The organism is Pseudomonas sp. 21LCFQ010, assembly GCF_024129905.1.
Taxonomy (GTDB): Bacteria; Pseudomonadota; Gammaproteobacteria; order Pseudomonadales; family Pseudomonadaceae; genus Aquipseudomonas.
This window is the reverse complement of sequence record NZ_JAMYDZ010000001.1, coordinates 120,897-143,430: the sequence shown is the minus strand read 5'-3', so window position 1 is coordinate 143,430 and position 22,534 is coordinate 120,897. Positions and strand designations below refer to the sequence as shown.

General features: G+C 59.9%; 19 protein-coding genes. 12 read left to right on the top strand and 7 right to left on the bottom strand.

Going from position 1 to position 22,534, the window contains the following annotated elements:
- The first annotated feature begins 80 nt into the window (after window positions 1-80).
- The 8 genes from NJC38_RS00695 (at window position 81) to NJC38_RS00660 (ending at window position 9,180) form a co-directional block, all read left to right on the top strand.
- Entirely contained in the window at window positions 81-998 is a 918-nt protein-coding gene (locus NJC38_RS00695; RefSeq protein ID WP_253110342.1) for a DMT family transporter, read from the top strand.
- A 951-nt stretch (window positions 999-1,949) separates the two neighbouring features.
- Entirely contained in the window at window positions 1,950-2,852 is a 903-nt protein-coding gene (locus tag NJC38_RS00690) for a hypothetical protein (RefSeq protein WP_253110340.1), read from the top strand.
- Window positions 2,853-3,092: 240 nt separating this feature from the next.
- On the top strand, window positions 3,093-6,038 hold the full coding sequence (locus tag NJC38_RS00685) for a monovalent cation/H+ antiporter subunit A (RefSeq protein ID WP_253110337.1): 2,946 nt from the start codon (window positions 3,093-3,095) through the stop codon (window positions 6,036-6,038).
- A complete protein-coding gene (locus NJC38_RS00680) occupies window positions 6,038-6,382 on the top strand; it encodes a Na+/H+ antiporter subunit C (protein ID WP_045489999.1) in 345 nt (114 codons plus the stop codon). Before NJC38_RS00685 ends, NJC38_RS00680 begins: the two co-directional genes overlap by 1 nt.
- The gene (locus NJC38_RS00675) at window positions 6,379-8,058 is read left to right on the top strand and encodes a monovalent cation/H+ antiporter subunit D (RefSeq protein ID WP_045489997.1); all 1,680 of its coding nucleotides are present in this window, start codon (window positions 6,379-6,381) and stop codon (window positions 8,056-8,058) included. Before NJC38_RS00680 ends, NJC38_RS00675 begins: the two co-directional genes overlap by 4 nt.
- On the top strand, window positions 8,055-8,543 hold the full coding sequence (locus tag NJC38_RS00670; RefSeq protein ID WP_045489995.1) for a Na+/H+ antiporter subunit E: 489 nt from the start codon (window positions 8,055-8,057) through the stop codon (window positions 8,541-8,543). The genes NJC38_RS00675 and NJC38_RS00670 overlap by 4 nt, the downstream gene beginning before the upstream one ends.
- Window positions 8,540-8,818 carry a K+/H+ antiporter subunit F gene (locus NJC38_RS00665; RefSeq protein ID WP_045489993.1) on the top strand — a complete coding sequence of 93 codons (279 nt, stop codon included), beginning with the start codon at window positions 8,540-8,542 and terminating at the stop codon, window positions 8,816-8,818. The genes NJC38_RS00670 and NJC38_RS00665 overlap by 4 nt, the downstream gene beginning before the upstream one ends.
- Window positions 8,815-9,180, top strand: a complete 366-nt coding sequence (locus NJC38_RS00660; protein ID WP_045489991.1) for a Na+/H+ antiporter subunit G — start codon at window positions 8,815-8,817, stop codon at window positions 9,178-9,180. The genes NJC38_RS00665 and NJC38_RS00660 overlap by 4 nt, the downstream gene beginning before the upstream one ends.
- A gap of 164 nt (window positions 9,181-9,344) precedes the next feature.
- Here the strand turns inward: NJC38_RS00660 and NJC38_RS00655 are convergent, their stop codons facing one another.
- On the bottom strand, window positions 9,345-9,812 hold the full coding sequence (locus tag NJC38_RS00655) for a hypothetical protein (RefSeq protein ID WP_045489990.1): 468 nt from the start codon (window positions 9,810-9,812) through the stop codon (window positions 9,345-9,347).
- Window positions 9,813-10,115: 303 nt separating this feature from the next.
- Between NJC38_RS00655 and NJC38_RS00650 the strand changes: the two genes are divergently transcribed.
- Window positions 10,116-10,355 carry a DUF2789 domain-containing protein gene (locus NJC38_RS00650; RefSeq protein WP_045489988.1) on the top strand — a complete coding sequence of 80 codons (240 nt, stop codon included), beginning with the start codon at window positions 10,116-10,118 and terminating at the stop codon, window positions 10,353-10,355.
- A gap of 159 nt (window positions 10,356-10,514) precedes the next feature.
- On the opposite strand, the gene NJC38_RS00645 is transcribed toward NJC38_RS00650, so the two are convergent.
- The 3 genes from NJC38_RS00645 to NJC38_RS00635 form a co-directional block, all read right to left on the bottom strand.
- Complete coding sequence (locus NJC38_RS00645) at window positions 10,515-11,996, bottom strand: DUF2235 domain-containing protein (RefSeq protein ID WP_253110335.1); 1,482 nt, start codon at window positions 11,994-11,996, stop codon at window positions 10,515-10,517.
- 275 nt (window positions 11,997-12,271) lie between these two features.
- Window positions 12,272-13,888 carry a methyl-accepting chemotaxis protein gene (locus tag NJC38_RS00640; RefSeq protein WP_253110331.1) on the bottom strand — a complete coding sequence of 539 codons (1,617 nt, stop codon included), beginning with the start codon at window positions 13,886-13,888 and terminating at the stop codon, window positions 12,272-12,274.
- Window positions 13,889-14,077: 189 nt separating this feature from the next.
- Window positions 14,078-14,482 (bottom strand): TraR/DksA C4-type zinc finger protein, encoded by a 405-nt coding sequence (locus NJC38_RS00635; RefSeq protein WP_045489981.1) that lies wholly within the window; start codon window positions 14,480-14,482, stop codon window positions 14,078-14,080.
- A gap of 553 nt (window positions 14,483-15,035) precedes the next feature.
- Here NJC38_RS00635 and NJC38_RS00630 point away from each other — a divergent pair.
- The gene (locus NJC38_RS00630) at window positions 15,036-16,349 is read left to right on the top strand and encodes a PAS domain-containing methyl-accepting chemotaxis protein (RefSeq protein ID WP_045489980.1); all 1,314 of its coding nucleotides are present in this window, start codon (window positions 15,036-15,038) and stop codon (window positions 16,347-16,349) included.
- A 6-nt stretch (window positions 16,350-16,355) separates the two neighbouring features.
- Here NJC38_RS00630 and NJC38_RS00625 read toward each other — a convergent pair whose 3' ends face one another.
- The 3 genes from NJC38_RS00625 to NJC38_RS00615 are packed head-to-tail and all read right to left on the bottom strand — an operon-like array spanning window position 16,356 to window position 19,371.
- Window positions 16,356-17,342: a lysylphosphatidylglycerol synthase domain-containing protein gene (locus tag NJC38_RS00625; protein ID WP_045489978.1), complete on the bottom strand. Its 987-nt coding sequence runs from the start codon at window positions 17,340-17,342 to the stop codon at window positions 16,356-16,358.
- Entirely contained in the window at window positions 17,339-18,589 is a 1,251-nt protein-coding gene (gene clsB / locus NJC38_RS00620) for a cardiolipin synthase ClsB (RefSeq protein ID WP_253110327.1), read from the bottom strand. Before clsB ends, NJC38_RS00625 begins: the two co-directional genes overlap by 4 nt.
- Complete coding sequence (locus NJC38_RS00615) at window positions 18,586-19,371, bottom strand: endonuclease/exonuclease/phosphatase family protein (RefSeq protein ID WP_253110325.1); 786 nt, start codon at window positions 19,369-19,371, stop codon at window positions 18,586-18,588. Before NJC38_RS00615 ends, clsB begins: the two co-directional genes overlap by 4 nt.
- Window positions 19,372-19,715: 344 nt before the next feature.
- Here NJC38_RS00615 and NJC38_RS00610 point away from each other — a divergent pair, with 344 nt between their 5' ends.
- The gene (locus tag NJC38_RS00610) at window positions 19,716-20,255 is read left to right on the top strand and encodes a cytochrome b (protein ID WP_052483433.1); all 540 of its coding nucleotides are present in this window, start codon (window positions 19,716-19,718) and stop codon (window positions 20,253-20,255) included.
- A gap of 102 nt (window positions 20,256-20,357) precedes the next feature.
- Entirely contained in the window at window positions 20,358-22,532 is a 2,175-nt protein-coding gene (locus NJC38_RS00605) for an outer membrane assembly lipoprotein YfiO (protein ID WP_253111352.1), read from the top strand.
- Window positions 22,533-22,534 lie beyond the last annotated feature (2 nt).

The following is a 22,534-nucleotide window of genomic DNA, read 5'->3' as shown; positions in this document are numbered from 1 at the left end:
TTGCGCATTATACTGCTCAACTTGCGGCGCATTGTGGGCCGCCCTTCCCTCACCATGCAAGGTTCCACAGCGGTAGCGCAATGAAATTACCCAACCGATTGCCCCGAGTCAGTAAAGCAGAAGCCGTCCTGATCTTTATCACCATGCTCTGGGGCGGTACGTTCCTGCTGGTGCAACACGCCATGACCGTCAGTGGACCGATGTTCTTTGTCGGCCTGCGGTTTGCGGCGGCAGCCCTACTGGTCGCGCTGTTCAGCCTCAAGGTACTGCGCGACCTGACCTGGCTGGAACTGCGCGCCGGGGTGTTTATCGGCACTGCGATCATGCTCGGTTATGGCTTGCAGACTGTCGGTTTACAGACCATCCCCAGCAGCCAGTCGGCCTTCATTACCGCGCTGTACGTACCCTTTGTGCCGCTGCTGCAATGGCTGGTACTCGGCCGCCGCCCCGGCCTGATGCCGAGCCTGGGCATCATGCTGGCGTTTAGCGGGTTGATGCTGTTGTCAGGCCCGCAAGGCGCAGCCCTGAATTTCAGCCCCGGTGAAATCGCCACCATCATCAGCGCTGTGGCCATCGCCGCAGAAATCATCATGATCAGCGCCTACGCCGGCCAGGTCGATGTACGCCGGGTCACCGTCGTGCAACTGGCCACGGCATCACTGCTGGCGTTTTTAATGGTGGTGCCGACCGGTGAACGTATTCCAGACTTTTCCTGGCTGCTGCTGAGCACCGCCATCGGCTTGGGGATGATGAGTGCAGTGATCCAGGTAGCCATGAACTGGGCACAGAAAAGCGTTTCGCCGACCCGCGCCACCGTTATCTATGCCGGCGAACCGGTCTGGGCCGGCATCCTCGGCCGCCTTGCCGGCGAACGCCTGCCAGGCCTGGCCTTGCTGGGCGGCGCGCTGATCGTCGCCGGGGTGATCGTCAGCGAAATGAAGAAGCGCAAGGCTGAAGACCAACAGCAGGCAAGCGAAGCATTGCCCAAGGCTGACTGACGTTTTCTGCTGATTGAATCAAGCCCTCAACGGCGGCCTGCAACGGGCCGTCGCGCTTCATCCTCTGCTCTGTGGGTTTAAACATTGGCGAAACAAAGGGTTACCGGGATTTTTACTTGAACAGTGAAAATCTCGGAAATGCCCTACAAGCTGTGTCAAAAAAATCTGATCGCCAAATGCCGCAACCCACCCCAAGATGAAGTCACTCCGCAATATTTTGTCGTACTGCATAACAACTTTAAAAATTGTGCCTCGCGCACCAGCGGCACATTAAACCCGGGACTTAGATATTTAAAAAAACCGGCCAATGACACGCATAACCGATAAGGCGAGAGACAACGGCCTCTCACGATCTGTTATTGCCATGAAACAACAAGTCTAATAATCAGGGTAATGCCATCATGATTTTTAAAAACGCTTTTATGATCACACTGACTGCAGGCAGTATTCTTGCGAGCCACCTGGCACAAGCAGGGCCACCGGTACATATCACGGTAAAAAACCTCAGTGATCAGGAGATGTACTATCAATCTACAAGCGCCATGACCCAAGCTCATGCGAGCCCGACACCAGCACTATCGATCCAAGGTCGGAGTTCAAATGATTTCAGAGTGATGAATGCCGCGCTTCCGGACGTAACGACTGCGTCATTACGCTACACCATGGGTAATAAAGCCTGTGAATTCAGAACCTCGTACATCAGAAGTGTCGCCCCTGGCAGCCTGTTCAGTGGCAAACTGAACACTGTCCCAAAGTGGGACAAAAAGGCTATCGGTAGCGGTAATGCAACCTGTACGGTCACGGTAACTTCGACCAGTTTCTCTGACCACTCATGGAGTGTCGTATTCACTATGAGATAAACAACACGACCGTTGCGGCTACAGCCTGCGTCATTGGTTTTAGCCACAACAGGCTTTGCAATTGCGATGTTCTTTATCATGGGAGTGAATCATGCCTGGCTTGACTACTTGCACATCTTCGAACAGTGCCTGCAAAGCGCTGACACCAACGGCCAAACCTGCTCAAGTATCCACAACCCTGACCCAGAACCTGAAGGCCACATCCGATGAGCCTGGTGCAGACAAGATATCCCCCATGGCCCGCCAGTTGAGTGACGCCTTGCAGCGCGCCAAGCATCGCGATGCCAGCCTGAACCGCGACCAGTTAAGGGCCGTAGCGCAAACAGCGCTTACCCAGATTCATAGCGTGCGTCTCGCCGCCCCCCATACCATCAATGACGCCGAACAGCCCAATAGCGATGACCCCGAGATTCTGGATCGGGCCCGCAGAGCCACTGACTTTAAAAACAATCAAGGTCCAAACCCGTTCAAGGGCATGTCGCCTGAACTGCTTGCCGCCATTACTTACGATGACAGCGGTGCCTTCACCCTTCACGAACGCAGAGCCGCCTGGTCTGAATCCTATGATCAAAGGGAGGTCTGGGGACGTCGGGTCGTAGCCGAAGCGATGCTGGAGTACAGCCTGACCCGCGGCGACACGAGAATTTACGGGCAAATGCTGGACTACTACCGCACCCAACCAGCCATCGAACAAGCGCAGATGCCCGACAACCATGAAAAGCACCTGCTGGAAAAGATCACCAGCATCATCGATAACCCGGACCAGTGGCATGACGTTTCACTGTACGACGTGTTGCGCCGCTGGCTGACCGCGCAGCCCCAACAAACATTATTTTCGATCATGGCAAGCGACAGTCAGATGCCGGAATCCACGCTGCCCGAAGTTGCCAGGCCGTTTAAAACCTCTACACAACCCGGTGACGCCATGGCCGTCAAGATCGCGCTCGAAAAGGCCATCGCCCCTTGTCTGCCCGTCAAACCGCAAGCTTCATGACACTGTCTCAATCTGCGGAAAATACTCTGCCTGTCGTTGGCACCTTGGCTCTGGCCTCAGGGTCATAGCTGTTACCTGACAGCCATCACCTGCTGCCGTCATGACATGACCGATTGGTCCTTTCAGTGACAGCTCATTGATTTCCAGACATTTCTTGTAGGAAATTTCAGAGCAACGGCGTTTGGTGATGAACGATCTGGCACGTATGATGCTTAATATTTCTCTGCAGATTAGAAGCCTATGTCCCTGATAGTTCTACTGCTTCTGCCCTTTATCGGCAGCTGTCTGGCAGCTTTGCTGCCGCATAACGCCCGCAACGCGGAATCCCTGTTGGCCGGCCTGATTGCCATTGGCGGCGCACTACAGGTCGCGCTGTGGTACCCACAGATTGCCGATGGCGGGGTGATCCGCGAGGAGTATCTGTGGCTGCCCAGCCTGGGCCTTAACTTCGTGCTGCGCATGGACGGCTTTGCCTGGCTGTTCTCCATGCTGGTGCTCGGGATCGGCGCGCTGGTGTCGCTGTATGCCCGTTACTACATGTCGCCGGATGACCCGGTGCCGCGTTTTTTCGCGTTTTTCCTGGCCTTCATGGGCGCGATGCTCGGCCTGGTGATCTCCGGCAACATTATCCAGATCGTGTTTTTCTGGGAGCTGACCAGCGTCTTTTCGTTCCTGCTGATCGGCTACTGGCACCACCGCAACGATGCGCGGCGCGGCGCTTACATGGCGTTGCTGGTCACCGGCGCCGGCGGCCTGGCGCTGCTGGCAGGGATGCTGGTGCTCGGTCATGTGGTCGGCAGTTATGATCTTGAGCGGGTGCTGGAATCGGGTGATGCGATTCGTGCCCATGCCCTGTACCCGGTACTGCTGGTGCTGATTCTGATCGGCGCACTGAGCAAGAGCGCGCAGTTCCCGTTTCATTTCTGGCTGCCCCACGCCATGGCCGCGCCGACCCCGGTCTCGGCTTATCTGCACTCGGCGACCATGGTCAAGGCCGGGGTATTCCTGATGGCCCGGCTATGGCCATCATTGTCCGGCACGGAGGAATGGTTCTGGATCGTCAGCGGCGCGGGCGCCTGCACCCTGCTGCTGGGTGCGTTTGCCGCCATTTTCCAGAATGACCTCAAGGGCCTGCTCGCCTACTCAACCATCAGCCACCTGGGCCTGATTACCTTGCTGCTGGGCCTGAACAGCCCGCTGGCGACCGTCGCTGCAGTATTTCATATCCTCAACCACGCAACCTTCAAGGCCTCGCTGTTCATGGCCGCCGGAATCATCGACCACGAGAGCGGCACGCGGGATATCCGCAGGCTGTCGGGGCTGGTCAAGATGATCCCGTACACCGCCACGCTGGCCATGGTCGCCAGTGCGGCGATGGCTGGCGTGCCGCTGATGAACGGCTTTATCTCCAAAGAGATGTTCTTCGCCGAAACAGTGTTCATTACCTCGTCAATGTGGGTCGAAATCGCCCTGCCGGTGGTGGCAACCATTGCCGGTGCATTCAGCGTCGCCTACTCACTGCGCTTTACCGTCGATGTGTTCTTCGGCCCGATGGCCAAGGACCTGCCGCTCTCGCCCCACGAGCCGCCGCGCTGGATGCGCATGCCGGTCGAGCTGCTGGTCATGGCGTGTCTGGTGGTTGGTATTTTCCCGGCGCAGTCGGTGGGTCCGATACTGGCCACAGCGGCGCAACCGGTGGTCGGCGCAGAGTTGCCCGAGTACAGCCTGGCCATCTGGCATGGCTGGAATGCGCCGATGATCATGAGCCTGATCGCGATGGGCGGCGGCATTTTGCTGTACTTGTTGCTGCGCAACCCGCTGCGCAACGAGCGCTTTAGCGGGCCGCCGCTGATCGGCCGGCTCAACGGCAAGCGCTCGTTCGAAAAACTGCTGGTGGCAACCATGCACTGGGCGCGTCGGGTCGAACGCCGGCTGACCACCCGCCGCCTGCAACCGCAGTTGTTCGCACTGGTTCTCACCGCCGTGGTGCTGGGCTTTATCCCGATGTATTACAGCGGTCTGAGCTGGGGCGACCGGCCGAAGATTTCCGGCTCCGGGGTGTTCGTCACGCTCTGGCTGATCGCGATTGCCTGCGCCATCGGCGCCGCCTGGCAAGGCAAGTATCACCGCCTGGCGGCATTGATCATGGTCAGTGTCTGCGGCCTGATGACCTGCATCACCTTCGTCTGGTTCTCTGCACCGGACCTGGCCCTGACCCAGCTGGTGGTCGAAGTGGTCACCACAGTGCTGATCCTGCTAGGCCTGCGCTGGCTGCCACGGCGTAGCGAAGAAGTGGCCACGGTCAGTTCGCGACTCAAGGCCCGTACCCGGCGGGTGCGCGACCTGAGCCTGGCGATTCTGGTCGGTGGCGGCATGGCGGCGTTGTCTTACGCGATGCTGACCCGCCAGACACCGAACATGATTTCGTCCTACTACCTGAGCAGAGCGCTGCCCGAAGGCGGCGGCACCAACGTGGTCAACGTGATGCTGGTGGACTTCCGCGGCTTCGATACCTTCGGTGAAATTACGGTACTGGGTGTGGTGGCGCTGACCGTGTTTGCCCTGCTGCGGCGCTTCCGCCCGCCCAAAGAAAGCATCCCGCTGCCCGCCCAGCAGCGCCTGCTGGCCCGCGATGTGGCCACCGACCTGGTCAACCCGCGCAGCGCCAGCGACACCGCACTGGGCTTCATGATGGTCCCGGCAGCCCTGGTACGCTTGCTGCTGCCGATTGCCTTCATCGTCTCGATGTACCTGTTCATGCGCGGTCATAACCAGCCCGGTGGCGGCTTCGTCGCCGGGCTGGTGATGTCGGTGGCGTTCATCCTGCAATACATGGTCGCCGGCACCCAGTGGGTCGAGGCGCACATGAGCCTGCGTCCGCAACGCTGGATTGGCGTCGGCCTACTGTGCTCGGTGCTCACCGGCCTGGGCGCCATGGCCCTGGGTTACCCGTTTATGACCACCCATACCGCGCATCTGCATTTGCCGGTGCTCGGCGACATGCATGTGGCCAGTGCGCTGTTTTTTGATATCGGCGTGTACGCCGTGGTGGTCGGTTCGACCCTGCTGATGCTCACCGCCTTGGGTCACCAGGCGGTGCGTAGCCATCGCCCGACCGCGCTGCCCAAGCCGGTGGGCGCACTGCCACCGGGCCAGCCTGTCCACGCACCAGAAGGAGTCTTGTGATGGAAGAAGTGATTGCCGTTGCCATCGGCGTACTGGCCGCCTCGGGCGTCTGGCTGATCCTGCGCCCACGGACCTTCCAGGTGATCATGGGCCTGTGCCTGCTGTCGTATGGGGTGAACCTGTTCATCTTCAGTATGGGCAGCCTGTTCATCGGCAAAGAGCCGGTGATCAAGGACGGTGTGCCGCATGACCTGCTGCACTACACCGACCCGCTGCCCCAGGCATTGGTGCTGACCGCGATCGTGATCAGCTTTGCCATGACCGCGCTGTTTCTGGTGGTTCTGCTGGCTTCCCGTGGCCTGACCGGCACTGACCATGTCGACGGCCGGGAGCCGAAAGCATGAGTGCAATCAACCAACTGATCATTGTCCCGATCCTGCTGCCGCTGTTCACCGCCGGGCTGATGCTGATGCTCGGCGAGAAGCACCGCCCACTCAAGGCGCGCATCAACCTGTTCTCGACCCTGCTCGGCCTGGCCGTCTCGATCCGCCTGCTGATGTGGGTTCAGGAAAGCGGCGGAATGGGCTCGATCGGCGTGTACATGCCCGGTAACTGGGACGTGCCGTTCGGCATCGTGCTGGTGGTCGATCACCTGTCAGCGTTGATGCTGGTGCTGACCGGGATCATCGGGGTCTGCGCCTTGCTGTTTGCCCTGGCGCGCTGGGACAAGGCCGGTACCAGTTTCCATGCGCTGTTCCAGATCCAGCTGATGGGCTTGTACGGTGCATTCCTGACCGCCGACCTGTTCAACCTGTTCGTATTTTTCGAGGTGCTGCTCGCCGCCTCCTACGGCCTGATGCTGCACGGCTCGGGGCGTGCGCGGGTATCGGCGGGCCTGCATTACATCGCCATCAACCTGCTGGCTTCGTCGCTGTTCCTGATTGGCGCAGCCTTGATCTACGGCGTGACCGGCACGCTGAACATGGCCGACCTTGCGGTCAAGATCCCGCAGGTGCCTGAGGCCGATCGCGGCCTGCTGCACGCCGGTGCGGCGATCCTGGCCACGGCATTTCTGGCCAAGGCCGGCATGTGGCCGCTGAACTTCTGGCTGGTGCCGGCCTACTCGGCCGCCAGTGCGCCGGTGGCGGCAATGTTCGCTATCATGACCAAGGTCGGGATCTACACCTTGCTGCGGCTGTGGACCCTGCTGTTCTCCAGCCATGCTGGCGAGTCAGCGTTCTTCGGCGGTGAATGGCTGATTTTCGGCGGCATGGCGACCATTGCCACGGCAGCCATTGCGGTGATTGCAGCCCAGCGTCTGGAGCGTATGGCCAGCCTGAGCATTCTGGTCTCGGCCGGCATCCTGCTGGCGGCGATCGGTTTCGCCCAACCGAGCCTGACCGCCGGCGCGCTGTTCTATCTGGTCAGCTCGACGCTGGCACTCAGCGCACTGTTCCTGCTCGGCGAACTGATCGAGCGTTCACGCTCGGCCAACCAGTACGGCGAGGACGAGGACGCCGACCAGTTGCCACACAATCTTGAGTCCCTGCACCCACCCCGTGGCGTCAACCTCGATGAAGAGGAAAATATCGTGGTCGGTCAGGTGATCCCGATGACCATGGCATTTCTGGGCCTGTGCTTCGTGGCCTGCGCGCTGCTGGTCATCGGTATGCCGCCGCTGTCGGGCTTTATCGGCAAGCTGACCCTGCTCAGCGCCCTGCTCAACCCGTCCGGCCTGGATGTCGCCAAGGATCAACCCGTGTCACTTGAGGCCTGGCTGTTAATTGCGCTGTTGATTTTCTCAGGCCTGGCAGCGCTGATGTCGTTCGTCCGCCTGGGCGTGCAACGCTTCTGGACGCCGACTGAAACCGTCCCGCCGTTGCTGCGCCACAGTGAGTACCTGCCGATTGTGGTGTTGCTGGGCCTGTGCATCACCCTGACCTTCCGGGCCGAACCGCTGTTGCAGTACACCCAGGACACCGCAGCGACCCTGCATGATCCGCAGCAGTACATCCAGTCGGTCATGGCGACCCGCCCGGTGCCGGGGCCAACCCTTCAGACTTCGCAGGTGCAGCCATGAAGCACTTCTTCCCTGCCCCGTTCCTGTCGCTGGCGCTATGGGCGCTGTGGCTGTTGCTGAACCTCTCGCTCAGTGCCGGGCACATTCTGCTCGGCGCCATCCTGGCATTTCTGGCCCCGCTGATGTTTGCCTCGCTGCGACCAATGCCGGCGCGGATTCGCAAGCCCGGCACCATCCTGCGTTTCATCCTGCGGGTGGGGGTGGATGTGGTGATATCGAACCTGCAAGTGGCGCGTTCGGTATGGGCCCTCAAACGTCGGCCGCCGCGCTCGGCCTTCGTCAAGGTGCCGCTGGAGCTGCATGACGCCCACGGCCTGGCGGCGCTGGCCATGGTCTGCACCGTGGTACCCGGCACGGTCTGGTCGGAACTGGCGCTGGACCGTAGCATTTTGCTGATGCATGTGTTCGATCTGGAGGATGAGGCGCAGTTTATCGAGCATTTCAAGAGCCACTATGAGCGCCCCCTGATGGAGATTTTCCAATGAGTGCCTTGCTCAGTGTGACGATTCTGATCAGCCTGTCGATATTTGCCCTGGCCATGGTGCTGACGCTGTGGCGTCTGTTCACCGGACCGTCGGCGCAGGATCGGGTGCTGGCGCTGGATTATCTGTACATCATCGGCATGCTGATGATGCTGGTGCTGGGTATCCGTTATGCCAGCGACACGTATTTCGAGGCCGCGCTGCTGATTGCGCTGTTTGGCTTTGTCGGCTCCTTCGCCCTGGCGAAGTTCCTGTTGCGTGGTGAGGTGATCGAATGACCTACGATGTTCCCTTCTGGGTCGAGGTGCTTACCGCCCTGTTGTTGCTGACCAGCAGCCTGTTCACCCTGACCGGTGCCATCGGCCTGGTGCGTTTGCAGGATTTCTTCCAGCGCATGCACCCCACGGCACTGGCGTCGACAATCGGTGCATGGTGTGTGGCGCTGGCGTCGATTGTGTATTTCTCGGCGCTCAAGTCCGGGCCGGTGCTGCACGCCTGGCTGATTCCGATTCTGCTGGCCATTACCGTGCCGGTGACGACCTTGCTACTGGCACGAACCAGCCTGTTTCGCAAGCGGATGGCGGGTGAGGACGTACCGCCGGAGGTCAGTGGTGACCGACCGGACAGCAAGCAGGCGTAGGCGCGGCTTCAGCCACGCAGACCAAAGTCTGACCCGTCCTCAGCGCGACGCCCTGATCCTCGCCGCATCGCCGTTACGCGCCGATATGCCGTTTTGGCACAGCGGCGCTTGCTCGGCACGAAACCCAAAAAGCGAAAGCAGGATCTCAAACTTGCAGCAGTCAGTTACTCGCTGGCACGAAAGGTCAGTTCGCCTTTGCGCCATTTGGCGGCTTTGGCGATGGCGGCTTTGAGGGTCTGGGTCAGGCCGGTCTGCAGTTGTTCGGTAGCGGCGAAGACCAGCATGACACCATGGCCTTCCTTGAAAACGATGCCGTGGCCGGCAGGCGTGTCGACGAACGCGTACTCCCCCAGCCCATAGATTGTCATTTTGATATCGCGAAAGCGCAGCTCGAGTTTGCCGCCTTCGCGGCTGGGCAACACGGCAGCACGGAAGTGGTCGCCTACCTTGAGCTCAAGCCGAGGCTTGTCATCAACCACCAGCGCACTTTCGGTATCGATCTCAGCCATGTAGACGCCATCAGGCGATTGCTCGGCGACATAGACGAAGCGCGATTGAAACTGCTTTACCAACTTTGCACGAAGATCACCAAGCACGAACAAGGCGTGCGTATCCAGGTTACTTACAGCCAAAGTACAAACCCCCAACGAACTGAAAAATGAACTGCTCTGACAATGCCAGGGCAGTCAACCGATTGTTATCACTCCTATGTGGCCGTCTGGCGGCTGAAACTCCTGATGGGCACCTGCTGGTGCGCTGCAGTTGACGACGCAGGCAGGCAGGCGGCGATTCTACCGCCTGCGCACAACTATGGCATCCAGAGTGTGTATACAGTTCCTGCTCATTGTTGCCCTATCTGCCATTTTTGATCGAACTCCCCTGCCCAGGGACAATCGGATACTCAACAACTGCTCACATTACGCTCAGGAGAGACCATGGAACTGCCAAACCCTAGCCTGCCCGACCTGTTCGCCCAACTGGGCCTTGAGAGCGACGAGGCGAGCATTGAAGCCTTCATCGCGAATCACTCGCTGCCCGACGGGATCAAACTGATCGATGCCGAGTTCTGGACCCCGGCCCAGGCCCAGTTGCTCAAAGAAAAGCTGCGCAGCGATGACGACTGGGCTCTGGTGGTCGATGAACTCAATGAGCGCTTGCATCTGCCGCCGGTTTGACAAAGCGCCGATGCCACGCGCAATGCTTGCCTTTGTGGGAGCGACCTTGGTCGCGAAGAGGCCAGTCAAATCATAGCCTCTGCTGCGAATGTGCTGCCGTCTTCGCCAGCAAGCTGGCTCCCACCGGGGCATAAGGCACCTAAGTGAACGGCATTGGCTTTAATACGGATAATCGGACGGGGCGACATTAGGGTGAATTTTACGCCCCCCAGGCTGGGGTGCATGCACGAACAATGCATCGCCCAGTCCGCCCAGCGTCCCGATGAGCGGCTCCCAGTGGGCAGAGTGGTGGATATAGCGCCAGCGCAGCAGTTGTTGCTGCTCTGGCGTCAGCCCGACGGTATCGCCCCGCGCCTGACCGATCAGGCGCCTGCAGATATCTTCGAGCGCCTGCGGTAACGCCAGGTCAGGGCTATCACCAATGGCTTCAAAGGGCACCCCCTCATCACAGGCCAGCGTGTGCATGATGCGCAAATGAATGCGCGAAAGATGCCCGCAGACCTGCCGCCGCATACAGACGGTGGCCATCACCAGGCGGCCCCCGGAACCTGCGGCATGCCTGGCACTGGCCACCGTTGAGCTTTGCACCTGCAGGCAGGCGTGTGGATCAGCAGGGTCAACCCAATACGCGGCATCCATGGCCTGCAAGTCTGCCTCAGCCTCTCGCCAGGCCGGGCTGTCCTCATCACGGACATCCCGGCCAACCACACTGGTGTGCGGGCGGCTCATCAGGACCTCTTCGTAGGTCAACTGATGGTAGCCACCGCCAATGTCCGAATGCGCCCCCGGCAGCACAATCTCCCGCTCCCAGCCCGGCGCAATACTGTTGAGGGCGAAATTGCGCCGCCACTCGTCCCGTGCCACCAGATGCAGCACCTGCCTGGCGCAGCCAGGTGGCAGATACAGATTGACCCGACGGTTATGAGAGTCGCGCACATTGCCCAGGTCTCGCCAGCCGCCTACTGCCGCAACCGTGTCGAACAGGCCGACCAGCATGATCCGCACACTGCCTTGCTGCCAGCCGAAAGTCGGGCTCCAGGCCAGTGCCGTATCGGCCAGCAGACGGCCTAGCGCTCCGCGCTCCTGCTTGAGAATCTCGTTGACCAAATGGCGGGCCGATGCGGCGCCGCGGCTGAAGCCGAAGATGTCCAGTTCCAGAACATCAATTACACACCCCGGATTATCCAGCGCAAAAAGCGCCAGGCACTCGGCCAGCCGACTGACCGCCTTGTCGACCTTGGCCAGCACCCCGGTGCTGCCGCGCCCCAGACTTTGCCCAGGCCAACGCGAATCGCGCCCGCCTGAGGTGGTGCCGACCCCGCCGATATACACCGGCCAGTAAACTTTCCAGCCATCCGTTTCACGCCGGGCAACGGCCTGTTTACGATAAAGTTCGAACAAACGAGCGATATTACTGTAGTCGTTAGTGTAACTACCGTGTGACCCGGCGTGGCGCCCGGCGCACTCGCGGGTATGCTCCTGCTGGCCGGCCTGCATCTGTTCGCGGCAGTGGGCGGCGATACCGCTATTGACCCGGTTATTACCGGTGCCATCGAAAAACAGCCCGACCCGCACGGTCACAGGGAACCGGGTAACTTGCGCAGTATCAGGGTGTACATTTACATGTGCTGTAGTATTCATCGTGTATCCATCCTTAGATGCGTCGACTGCAAACTATTTATTGGCGCCTTTTTTCTGCGCATACAAACAGCTTGCTCAACGTGACACGACAGTCAAGCAGTCATAGATATTTCAGAATATTCCTACACAATTAAACCAATTCCTACACACCCCACGCCCAATAATTCTTTAGCTGTTATCAATTACAACAACCTTGGCTGACCAGCCCCCCCCTATGGGGGGTGCCTTTAAAAAACACAGGCCAGGCTGCCAGCAAGTCGGTTTCAAAAAGGCTGTTATGCCTGCTCGGGCCGATACCCCAGACGCAATCCACCCCAGTGCCGCCCCTTGACCATGATCGGCACCGACAGATCATGCATAAGCTCACCGGTATCACGGGTGTAGGTCTGCAACAGCACCGCCTGCTGATGGCTACCACAACGAATTCCGGTGCGGTCATCGAACTTGCGCTTGCTACGATTGCGCGCGGTGTCCACTGCCGGGTCGCCGGTCAATGGCTGATTGAAAGCCGCGTTATGGGTCGGCACATAACCCTGCTGGGTGCAGGCAATGGCAAACACCAGCCCCTCATGGCGCTTGAGCAAGGGCTCCTGAATATCCGGCAGCACCTTGTCGGTGTAGCCGTCAAAGCGGGTATGAAAGCGCGGCGGGCTGGTCTTGGCGATAGGCTGGTAACTGCGGTCGAACAAATCATCCAGGCTCACCGCGCCCCTGGCGATATCAGCCTCGAAGCGGGCGCCGATCTGCACAGCGCCTTCGCGGGCCAGATCGTAGATACGCTGGTGGTAATCATCCAGCCCGACCTCGGCCAGGCGTTGGCTGATGCTCTCTGCCTGACCTTCCATCTGCACGGCAGAGTCGGCCAGCTGGCGGGTCTGCTGGTTACTGACCGACAGGTCGGCGCGCATGTGTTCGATGGATCCAAACAGGCTGCCCAATTGCTCCTGATTGATCTGCGTGCCCTGAGCAATCTCGCTGACCTGAACTTCGACGTCGGCGGCCAGGCTGGCGATGCGTTGCAGATGCTGGCCAGTGTCCTCGACCTGACGTACGCCTGTGTCGAGATCGACGGATAACTGCTGGATCTGCGCGACCACCTGGGTGGTCCGCTGCTGGATATCGGCAACCATCTGCCCGACCTCCTCGGTCGCCGTCGCCGTACGCCCCGCCAGGCCGCGCACTTCATCGGCGACCACCGCAAAACCTCGGCCGTGCTCGCCGGCCCGCGCCGCCTCAATGGCGGCATTGAGTGCCAGCAGGTTGGTCTGGCTGGCAATCGACTGGATAACCTGAGCGACCCGTTGGATCTCTTCACTGCGCTGGCTCAGCGCCTGGATGACCAGGCGGCTGTCCACTGCGCCCTGACTCAGGCGGCGCATGCACTCGATAGACTCAACCAGTACCGTACGCCCGGCCTCACTGCTCTGCCGCGCTTCACTGGCTGCACTCAGGGCCTGCTGGCTCAGTTGCGCAGCCTGCTGTTCGGTGGCGATCATCACTTCGGCACTGCCCACCACCTGCTCGGCGGCCTTGAGCTGCGATTGAATCCGGCCAGCGAGTTGCCGCACCGAAAAGGACACACTGGCGGCGGACAACGCGTTATGGCTGGTGGTGAATGACAGGTCGCGGGTCAGGCGGGTGATGTCACTGGCGCTTGCGGCCTCAGGGGCCGATGCCGGTTGGCGCTTGCGCAACCGGGGCAGCCAGATCAGCGCAACAGCCAACGGTGCTGCGAGCCACACGGGCAATAGATTCAACCCGGTGACGACCAGTAGCACGACAATGCCAAGGCTTTGTGTCAGTGCCAGCCACAAGGGCGCGAATACGTGTGAAACGGGGGCCTGCACGCCGGGCTCTGCCAGCTTCCCTGCATAGGCTACGTTGTCGGTCATGATCCCTCCACCTGTCGTTTTTCTTATTGAAAAACATTAAACGCCACGAACAGGCTATTTGCCATGGTTCGTTAGTGGTACATCCGGCCCGAATCAATACAACGCAGTAAAAAACGATAAACGGCAGGCACAACAAAACCGGGAGGCAGTTGCTTGCCTCCCGGTCAGGTCCCCCTCAGCACTGAGCGATCAGTACTGGCGCTGGTGCTTGTCAATTGACTCGTGACGTTCCTGCGCTTCGATGCAGTAACGGGTGGTCGGGCTGATCAACAGACGCTTGAGGCCAATGGGCTCGCCGCTGTCATCGCACCAGCCGAAAGAATCATCAGCGATACGGGTCAGGGCCATTTCCAGTTGCGGCAGCATGCGCTGGTCACGGTCGATGGAGTTCACCAGCCAGTGACGCTCTTCTTCAACAGAAGCAGCGTCGGCAGGATCTGCCGGGGTGTCCAGGCTTTCGATGGCAACACGGCTCTTTTCGATACGCTCGTGGATTTCAACCTTCATCGATTGCAGCAGCTCGGTGAAAAAACCGTGCTGTTCAGCATTCATGTAGTCATCGGCCGGCATGGCCAGCAACTGGTCCTTTGTCATTGAATTCTCTAATAAAAACGTGCATTTAGCCGGTCTGGAGAGGCCTTGGCGTGGCGTGTCGACGCCATGGCTTTTAAAGGCACCGCCCTGCACTCCACTCAAGAGGGGCGGCAGTCTACGGCTGCCATGCTCAGTCGGCAACCCGTTTGACCCATCTATGCCGAACAATTGCGCAAAAAATGTGCAAAAAGGCTGGAGTTCGCCGCGACTCGACCAGAGTGCCCGGCCGGCAAGCTGCAAGACCATAAAATGCATCTGGCATTTGCTGGCACCGGTAATACCCCTGCCCTTTTCAAGCTCACCACACCCGGATGCAAAGTGACAGGCTGGATGAGTTATCGTTCCCTCATACACATCACTACAACGCACTATTTTTCACAGTGACCGGGGGATTTGAGCAACTCTCTTAACATCTTTTAACTTCAGACAAATTGCATTGTACAAAGCAGCAAAGTGCCATCTATAGTGCGCTCAATGCACACGGACAAGCATGCGAACCTGTTCGCATCATCATGGACCGGACCCGAGCCTGCCGCTTCGTGAGCTTGCCGCTATGTTCTTCAAATCAAACACTAAAGAAATTATTGCCCTGCAACAGCTCGTCGAGCAGCAGGCCAGCCTGCTAAAGGCGATCAACCGCTCGATGGCCAGTATCGAGTTCGATCTGAACGGTGTCGTGCTCGATGCCAATGACAACTTCCTGAGCGCCATGGGCTATCGCCGCGAAGATATCCTTGGCAAACAGCACCGGATGTTCTGCACGCCTGAAGATGGCCGCAGCAGCGAGTACGATCGGCTTTGGTCACGCCTGCGTAACGGCGAGTTCGTTTCTTCGACCTTCCGCCGTGTCGCCCGCGACGGCCACATCGTCTGGCTTGAGGCCAGTTACAACCCGGTGCGCGATGCTAATGGCAAAGTGACCAAGGTGATCAAATACGCCACCGATGTCACGGTACGAATCGAGGCCGACAACGAGGCGCGCCGTAAGCTCGAAGCCATCGACCACGCCATGGCCGTGATCGAGTTCGACCTTGAGGGCCGGATTCTGGCCGTCAATGACAATCTGACACGCACCATGGGCTATAGCGAAACCGATCTGATCGGCAAGAACCATCGCATGCTATGCCCGCCGGAGCAGAGCAACAGCAACGAATACGCCGATTTCTGGCGACGCCTGAACAAGGGAGAATCGTTCAGCGGCCAGTTCAAGCGTGTCAGCCGTAGCGGCCAGCCCGTCTGGCTGGAGGCGACCTATAATCCGATCTACGACGCCAGCGGCAAGCTGTGGAAGGTGATCAAGTTCGCCGCCGATATCACCCCGCGTATTGAGCAGCACGAACGTGATGCAAGCAGTGCCGCCCAGGCGTATCACATCTCGGTCGAGACCCGCAAAGTCACCGAACACGGCACCGAAGTGATTCAGCAGGCTGCCCAGGAAATGCGCCAGATCTCATCGAGCATCGAAGATTCGTCGAAGATCATCACCCAACTGGGCGCACGCTCCGAGCAGATCACGGCCATCGTCAATACCATTCGCAGCATTGCCGAGCAGACCAACCTGCTGGCGCTCAATGCCGCTATCGAAGCGGCACGGGCGGGTGATCAGGGCCGTGGCTTTGCTGTGGTGGCCGACGAAGTCCGGCAATTGGCCGGGCGCACCAGCCGCTCGACGGCGGAGATTTCCGAGATGATCGGGATGATCCAGAACGAAACGCGCCAGGCCATCGACAGCATGGACAATACCCGCAACAACGCGATCAAGGGCGTTGACCTCGCCGACCAGGCCGGCTCGGTCATCGTGCGAATCAGCGAGGGCACCAATCACGCGGTGGACGCTGTGAAGATGTTTGCCAGAGTCGCTCACTGAACCGCGCTACTGAGCATCCAGCGCCTGGCGATTTTTCTGACCCAGGCGCTTGGCGCGCTTTTCCAGCACCAGGTACACCACCACCGCCAACAGCAGCGGCAGCAAAAAGTAAATTGCCCGGTAGCCGATCAGCGCCGCCAGCAAGGTACCTTTGGAAAACTGGTGCGCCAACAGGGTCATGAATACGGTTTCCAGCACACCGAGCCCGGCCGGGATGTGGGTAATTACCCCGGCAATGCTGCTGATCAGCAACACACCCAGAATTGCCGGGTAAAACGCTTTGTCCGGCAGCAGGGTGTAAATCACCAGCGCCATCAGCGACCAGTTCAAGGCACCCAGGCTGGCCTGGATCAGCGCCTGACTCAGGGTCGGCAAGACAATCTCCTGGCCGCGAATGGTCCAGCACCGGCGCTTGGAAAACCGGCAAGCCGCCAGATAAGCCGCGCACAGGATCAGCAGCGCCACGCCTATCAGCTGCAAGCTCGTGCTGCCAATCGCCCACTCCGGCGGCAACTCAAGAAAGCCCAAGGCGAATACCAGACCTGCCAGCAGCATATAGCCCAGCCAGTTGGTAATCAGGCTCAGGCTGAGAACGCGGGTGATGGTCGGCACATCCAGCCCCAGCCGCGAGTACAACCGATAGCGCAAGGCAATGCCGCCTACCCAGGAACTGAGGTTGAGGTTGAACGCGTAGCACACGAAGGTGACCGGCACGACCTGGGCAATGCTCAGCCGATGCCGGGTGTAAAAGCGCGCCAGGATGTCAAAGCCGCAGTAGACCAGGTAGCTGCAGGCCGCCACCAGCACGGCGATGAACAAGGTACTGGCCTTGTAGGAGCGCAAAGCCTGCATGACCTCCTGCCAATCAAGGTTCTTGACCAGCAGAAACAGCAACACCGGGATCAGTACGATGAAAAACACATTGAGCAAGCGTTTGGCCCACAGCCATTTGCTTGATTGGGTTTCGGATGCAGCAGCGCCAGCCTGGCTCATGACGATTTCTCCGAATTGGACAGCTCATGGGCCGCCTGTTGTCGCTCTTCAACAACCCGCGCCTCGGGCATCACGTCCGCCGCACGCAGGGGCTTGAGGCGCATGCCGTGCACCGGAAACAGCCCGGCGATGGCCGGAAAGTGGCGCAGGAAGTGGAAGCACAGAAAAATCATCGGCGCCCTCCACCACTGGCCACGCGCCGCCCCTTTGAGGGTGATCGGCACGCTGTGGGCAGCCGCCAGTCCAAGCAGATGCTCCTGCAACTGCTGATTGAGTGGCGCATCACGGATGAACAGATTGGCTTCCAGATTCAACGCCAGGCTCAGCGGGTCGAGGTTACTGGAGCCCACAGTCGACCACTCATGGTCGATCAGCGCCACCTTGCCATGCAGCGCGCGCTGCTTGTATTCGTGGATCACCACCCCGTCGCGCAACAGGTAGGTGTAGGTCAGCCTTGAGCAGACCCGTACGAACGGCATGTCCGGCTTGCCTTGCAGAATCAGGGTGACCTTGACCCCGCGTCGCGCGGCGTTACGTAACTCGCGCAAGAACCGATAGCTGGGAAAGAAGTAGGCATTGGCCAGGGTGATCCGCGAATTGGCGGCCCTGATCGCCTGCAAATATTGCTCTTCAATGTCGGTGGTGTGCTGACGGTTGTCCCGCTCAGCCAACAACATCCGGGCATGGCCGGCCTGCTCGAGGCGCAGCGGCACCGGCGCCAACCGCTCACGCACCGCCGCGCTGAGCATGCCCAAGGCGCTGCGGTGGATATCGGCAATGATCGGCCCACGGACCCGCACCGCATAATCCTGCTTGGCAGTCAGCCCGGTTTCAGTCATGTGATCGACGCTGTAGTTGATCCCGCCAATAAAGCCGAGCTCACCATCGATCACCACCACCTTGCGATGCAGACGGCGAAACAGATTGGTGCGCATGCCCAGCAAACGCGGTTGCGGGTCGAACAACTGGATATGAATGCCCGCATCGATCATTTGCTTGACGAACGCTGAACTCAGATCACAGGTGCCGTAGTCATCCACGGTGACCACCACCTGTGCGCCATTACCCGCCGCTTCGATCAGCGCCTGCTGCAAGCCTTCGCCAATCCGGTCTTCAAAAATGATGAAGGTCTCGACCAGCACCTGACTGCGTGCCGAGCGGATGGCCTGGAATACGGCGGTAAAGAAATCCTCGCCATTGATCAGCAACTCAACCGAGTTACCGTCACGCCATTGCCCTTGTTTCATAAGCTCACCTCCACCGCCAGCGGTGCATGATCGGACAGATGAGACCAGGGCCGATGGCTCAACACCTGCGGCCGCCGGGTCGTGGCGTTGGCGACATAGATCCGGTCCAGCCGCAGCAGCGGCCAGCGCGCCGGGAAACTGCGCGCCGGCGCCCCTGTGTGCTGGACGAACACTTCGCGCAACCCGGTGCCGGCCAGCAGCGCATCGGCACGCAGGCGCCAGTCGTTGAAGTCGCCGGCCACAATGACCGGCTCACCGTCCGGCAGGCCCTTGACCAGCTGCGCGAGCAGCCGGATCTGCGCCTCACGGTGCTTCTCACGCAGGCCCAGATGCACGCAGATCGCATGCACCTGGCCATGGTGTGCAACATCAAGCACACAATGCAGCAGACCGCGCTCTTCAGTGCCATGAATGGACACGTCGAGATTCTCGTGGCGCAGGATCGGGTATTTGGAAAGCAGTGCGTTACCGTGATCGCCATGCGGGTAAACCGCATTACGGCCATAGGCGTAGCTGCTCCACATACTGTCGGCCAGGAACTCGTACTGCGAGATGCTCGGCCAGTCCTTGACCCGGCTGGCATGGCGCTGGTGCTCACCGTGCACTTCCTGCAGAAACACTACATCGGCCGACACGCTGCGCACGGCCTCACGCAGTTCGGGAAGGATGAAGCGCCGATTCAAAAAGCCAAAGCCCATATGCATATTCATGGTCAGTACATTCAGTGAGAGGTTGGCCGATACCGGCTGCAATTGGCCGACGGGCGTATGGGCTCGGGTCAAGAACGTTTACTCCTTGAGGGCAATCACTGCATATGAAGCTTGCCAAACGAGCCGGTTCCGTCGTTTATCGACCAACGCGCAGAATGCAACGCTGGTCAGCGATAAATGAGCGTTATGCCGCGCACAGCACTTACCCGCTCATAGGTGCGGGCAAAGCCTGTGATGGCGCGGCCCACGCACCTGGCGGGGCGCTTGGTTTTTTACTGAACACTGAAACCTGAAACGGCACGCGGGTTGCTTGCACAGGGGGCTGAGAACCACCGGTGACAGATTTTTCCACCCGCTGGAAACGCAGCAAAACCGGCTAAGCTGATTTCATTCAAGACGACGACAGGAACCGAGCCGTGGCCGCTTCGTCAATCGCACGCTATACCGCAAAGGCCCGCTGGCTCCATTGGCTCATGGCACTGCTGGTTGTCCTGGCTTATGGCCTGATTCTGTGCCGCAGTGAGTTCAGCCGCTTTTCCGAATACCGCATGATGGTGGTGCAAGGGCATTACCTGACCGGCATCCTGTTGCTGGGCCTGGCGTTCTTTCGCCTGGCCGAACGACGCCGTCATGCGCCGCCAGCCATTACCCCGCCCCTGCACAACAGATTACGCGTGGCCTCCCGAGTGACGCATTACCTGATGTACGGGTTCCTGTTCGTGCAGCCGATATTGGGCATGCTCACCGTACTGGTAGAAAAAGGCGAACTGCCGATCCTGTTCACCGGGCTGGCCATCCCTTGGCCGCTGCCGACCTCGGGACGTACCGCCGAGTATTTTGAAGACCTGCACAAGCTGTTCGCCTCGCTGTTTTACTACCTGGTCGGCCTGCACATTGCCGCCGCGCTCTGGCATCACTTCATCCGCAAGGACGACACCCTCAGCAGAATGCTGTGAACCCTGTGGGAATTTTCAACACACCGCCGTGCATGACGGACATGACGGACAAGGCGGGCTATGATCTGCGCCTGTGTTCTAGCCATGATTCAAGGACTCTTCATGCACATGCGGTTGTTGACTGCCCTGACAGTGACTGTCGGCTGCGCGTTTTCCCTTCAAGCCCAGGCCAGCAGCGACGACTCCTGCTACCCGCGCTGGTCGTTGATCAAGGACAATCTGGAGCCGTGCAGCAACCTGGCCTTTCTCAGCCCTGGCAACGATAGCCAGATCAACCTGCGCCTGTTGCTGGCCGACAAGGGCGTGCTGCCGCCAAGCCCGCAGCCGTTGCAAGCCCTCGACCTGGAACAAGGCTACGGTCAGGTGCCATTCCCGGTTTACCGGCTCAGGCCAGAAGCGACGCCTGCCGACGCACAACCAACCAGCAAGGCTGTCGACCCCTTGGCTGCACCACTGCAACGACTGGGCCTGAGCCGACCGGCAACAACCGCCGGGCAGGAGTTTCTGCAAGGTGAAGGCAGCCGTTGCCGCAGTAACGATCAGGCCAGCGCTACGGCCTTCATTAGCGCCGTGCTGAACAGCCCCGAACTGACAGACAACGAGCGCAAGGCACTGGCCGACAGCCGTCTGCAAATGCTCGGTGCCTGCAGTTGGGATCCGGACCAGCAAACGAGCCTGCTACCGGCCAATCTGGCGTCCAGTGAGGCCCAGGCATTTGCTCTCTACCTGGCTGCAGCAGCGGACTTCTACAGTGGTCGTTTTGATGCAGCCGCCAGCGGATTCGCCCGCCTGGCCGACAGCCGCCAGCCATGGCTGAACCAGACCGCTGCCTACATGAGTGCTCGCACCCTGCTAAACCAGGTTCAAGAAACGGGCTTCACTGAGTACGGTGAAATCGACCCTGATCGCCTGGACCTGGCCTTGCTGGGTCGCGCTGACCAGGCGTTCCAGCAATACCTGGCCCAATGGCCGCAAGGTGATTACGCGGCATCAGCGCGCGGCTTACTGCGCCGCGTACACTGGCTGGCCGGTAACGACGACAAGCTGGCTGACGAATATGTCTGGCAGTTGACCCAAGCCAGCGACGCACAGCGCAACGCCAGCCTGGATGGTTTGATCAACGAGATCGATATCAAGTTACTCATCAACCGTGCCCATACGCTGCAAGAACCTCTGCTGCTGGCGGTCATTGACCTGATGAGCATGCGCGAACAGGCCCGCCCCGGCCTGTCGCTGGAAGATCTGCAGGCCCAGCAGCCGGTATTTGCCAACGATCCGGCCATGTATGACTACCTGCTGGCCGCCCACGCATTTTATGTGCAAGACAATCCAGCGAAGGCACTGGAGCACTTGCCGCAGCCACCTGCCGCAGGCGACACCCTGAGTTATCTGAGCTTCAGCCAGCAAATGCTGCGCGGCCTGGCCTTGCAAGCTCGCCAGGACTTCAAGGGTGCACAACAGACGTGGCTCGCCATCCTGCCGATGGCCAAGGCGCCGCTGCAACGCGAGCAACTGGAGCTGGCCCTGTCGATGAGCTACGAGCACGACGAGCAACTGTCCGGCGTGTTTGCCGCCGACTCGCCGATCCAATCCCGGCAAGTGCGTAACATCCTGCTCAGCCATGTGGCCGATGCGCAACTGCTGCGCGAGCAGACCCTGAACGGGCTGGACACCAGCGAACGCAACCTGGCGCTGTTCGTGCTGCTCTACAAAGACCTGCTGCGCGGTCGCTATGCCGACTTCGCACAAGACCTCAAACGCTTGCCTGAACCGCTGCCCAAAGAGCAATTGGGCTACGGCCTGGGCTACGTCTACCAGCAAGGTCCATCATTGGAACTGTTCCAGTGGCAAGGCGACAAGGCCGAGTCTGGCTACAGCTGCCCGAGCATCGCTCAGACCGCTGCCGCCTTGCAGGCTGATAGCAAAGACCCTCAGGCGCTCAATTGCCTGGGCGAGTTCATCTTGCGCAACCGCCTCGACAGCATGCCGCTGGATCAGCGCCGCGATGCCGACACCCTAGGAGGCAGCGCACCGGGCTTTGCCGGCGAGGTGTTCTCACGGCTCGACGGCTATCGCCAGGTGATCGACAACCCCAAGGCAGGCCGTGACGACAAAGCCTATGCGCTGTTTCGCGCCATCAACTGCTATGCACCTTCGGGTTACAACAGCTGTGGCGGCCAGGAAGTCGAGCCGGCCACCCGCAAAGCCTGGTTCCGCCAGCTCAAAGGCAGCTACGCCAGCACTCAGTGGGGCAAAACCCTGCAGTATTACTGGTAAAG

Excerpts from the sequence above, each read along its gene's own strand:
- NJC38_RS00695 (WP_253110342.1), top strand. The coding sequence starts at position 81 with ATGAAATTACCCAACCGATTGCCCCGAGTCAGTAAAGCAGAAGCCGTC.
- NJC38_RS00690 (WP_253110340.1), top strand. The coding sequence starts at position 1,950 with ATGCCTGGCTTGACTACTTGCACATCTTCGAACAGTGCCTGCAAAGCG.
- NJC38_RS00685 (WP_253110337.1), top strand. The coding sequence starts at position 3,093 with ATGTCCCTGATAGTTCTACTGCTTCTGCCCTTTATCGGCAGCTGTCTG.
- NJC38_RS00680 (WP_045489999.1), top strand. The coding sequence starts at position 6,038 with ATGGAAGAAGTGATTGCCGTTGCCATCGGCGTACTGGCCGCCTCGGGC.
- NJC38_RS00675 (WP_045489997.1), top strand. The coding sequence starts at position 6,379 with ATGAGTGCAATCAACCAACTGATCATTGTCCCGATCCTGCTGCCGCTG.
- NJC38_RS00670 (WP_045489995.1), top strand. The coding sequence starts at position 8,055 with ATGAAGCACTTCTTCCCTGCCCCGTTCCTGTCGCTGGCGCTATGGGCG.
- NJC38_RS00665 (WP_045489993.1), top strand. The coding sequence starts at position 8,540 with ATGAGTGCCTTGCTCAGTGTGACGATTCTGATCAGCCTGTCGATATTT.
- NJC38_RS00660 (WP_045489991.1), top strand. The coding sequence starts at position 8,815 with ATGACCTACGATGTTCCCTTCTGGGTCGAGGTGCTTACCGCCCTGTTG.
- NJC38_RS00650 (WP_045489988.1), top strand. The coding sequence starts at position 10,116 with ATGGAACTGCCAAACCCTAGCCTGCCCGACCTGTTCGCCCAACTGGGC.
- NJC38_RS00645 (WP_253110335.1), bottom strand. The coding sequence starts at position 11,996 with ATGAATACTACAGCACATGTAAATGTACACCCTGATACTGCGCAAGTT.
- NJC38_RS00640 (WP_253110331.1), bottom strand. The coding sequence starts at position 13,888 with ATGACCGACAACGTAGCCTATGCAGGGAAGCTGGCAGAGCCCGGCGTG.
- NJC38_RS00635 (WP_045489981.1), bottom strand. The coding sequence starts at position 14,482 with ATGACAAAGGACCAGTTGCTGGCCATGCCGGCCGATGACTACATGAAT.
- NJC38_RS00630 (WP_045489980.1), top strand. The coding sequence starts at position 15,036 with ATGTTCTTCAAATCAAACACTAAAGAAATTATTGCCCTGCAACAGCTC.
- NJC38_RS00625 (WP_045489978.1), bottom strand. The coding sequence starts at position 17,342 with ATGAGCCAGGCTGGCGCTGCTGCATCCGAAACCCAATCAAGCAAATGG.
- clsB (WP_253110327.1), bottom strand. The coding sequence starts at position 18,589 with ATGAAACAAGGGCAATGGCGTGACGGTAACTCGGTTGAGTTGCTGATC.
- NJC38_RS00605 (WP_253111352.1), top strand. The coding sequence starts at position 20,358 with ATGCACATGCGGTTGTTGACTGCCCTGACAGTGACTGTCGGCTGCGCG.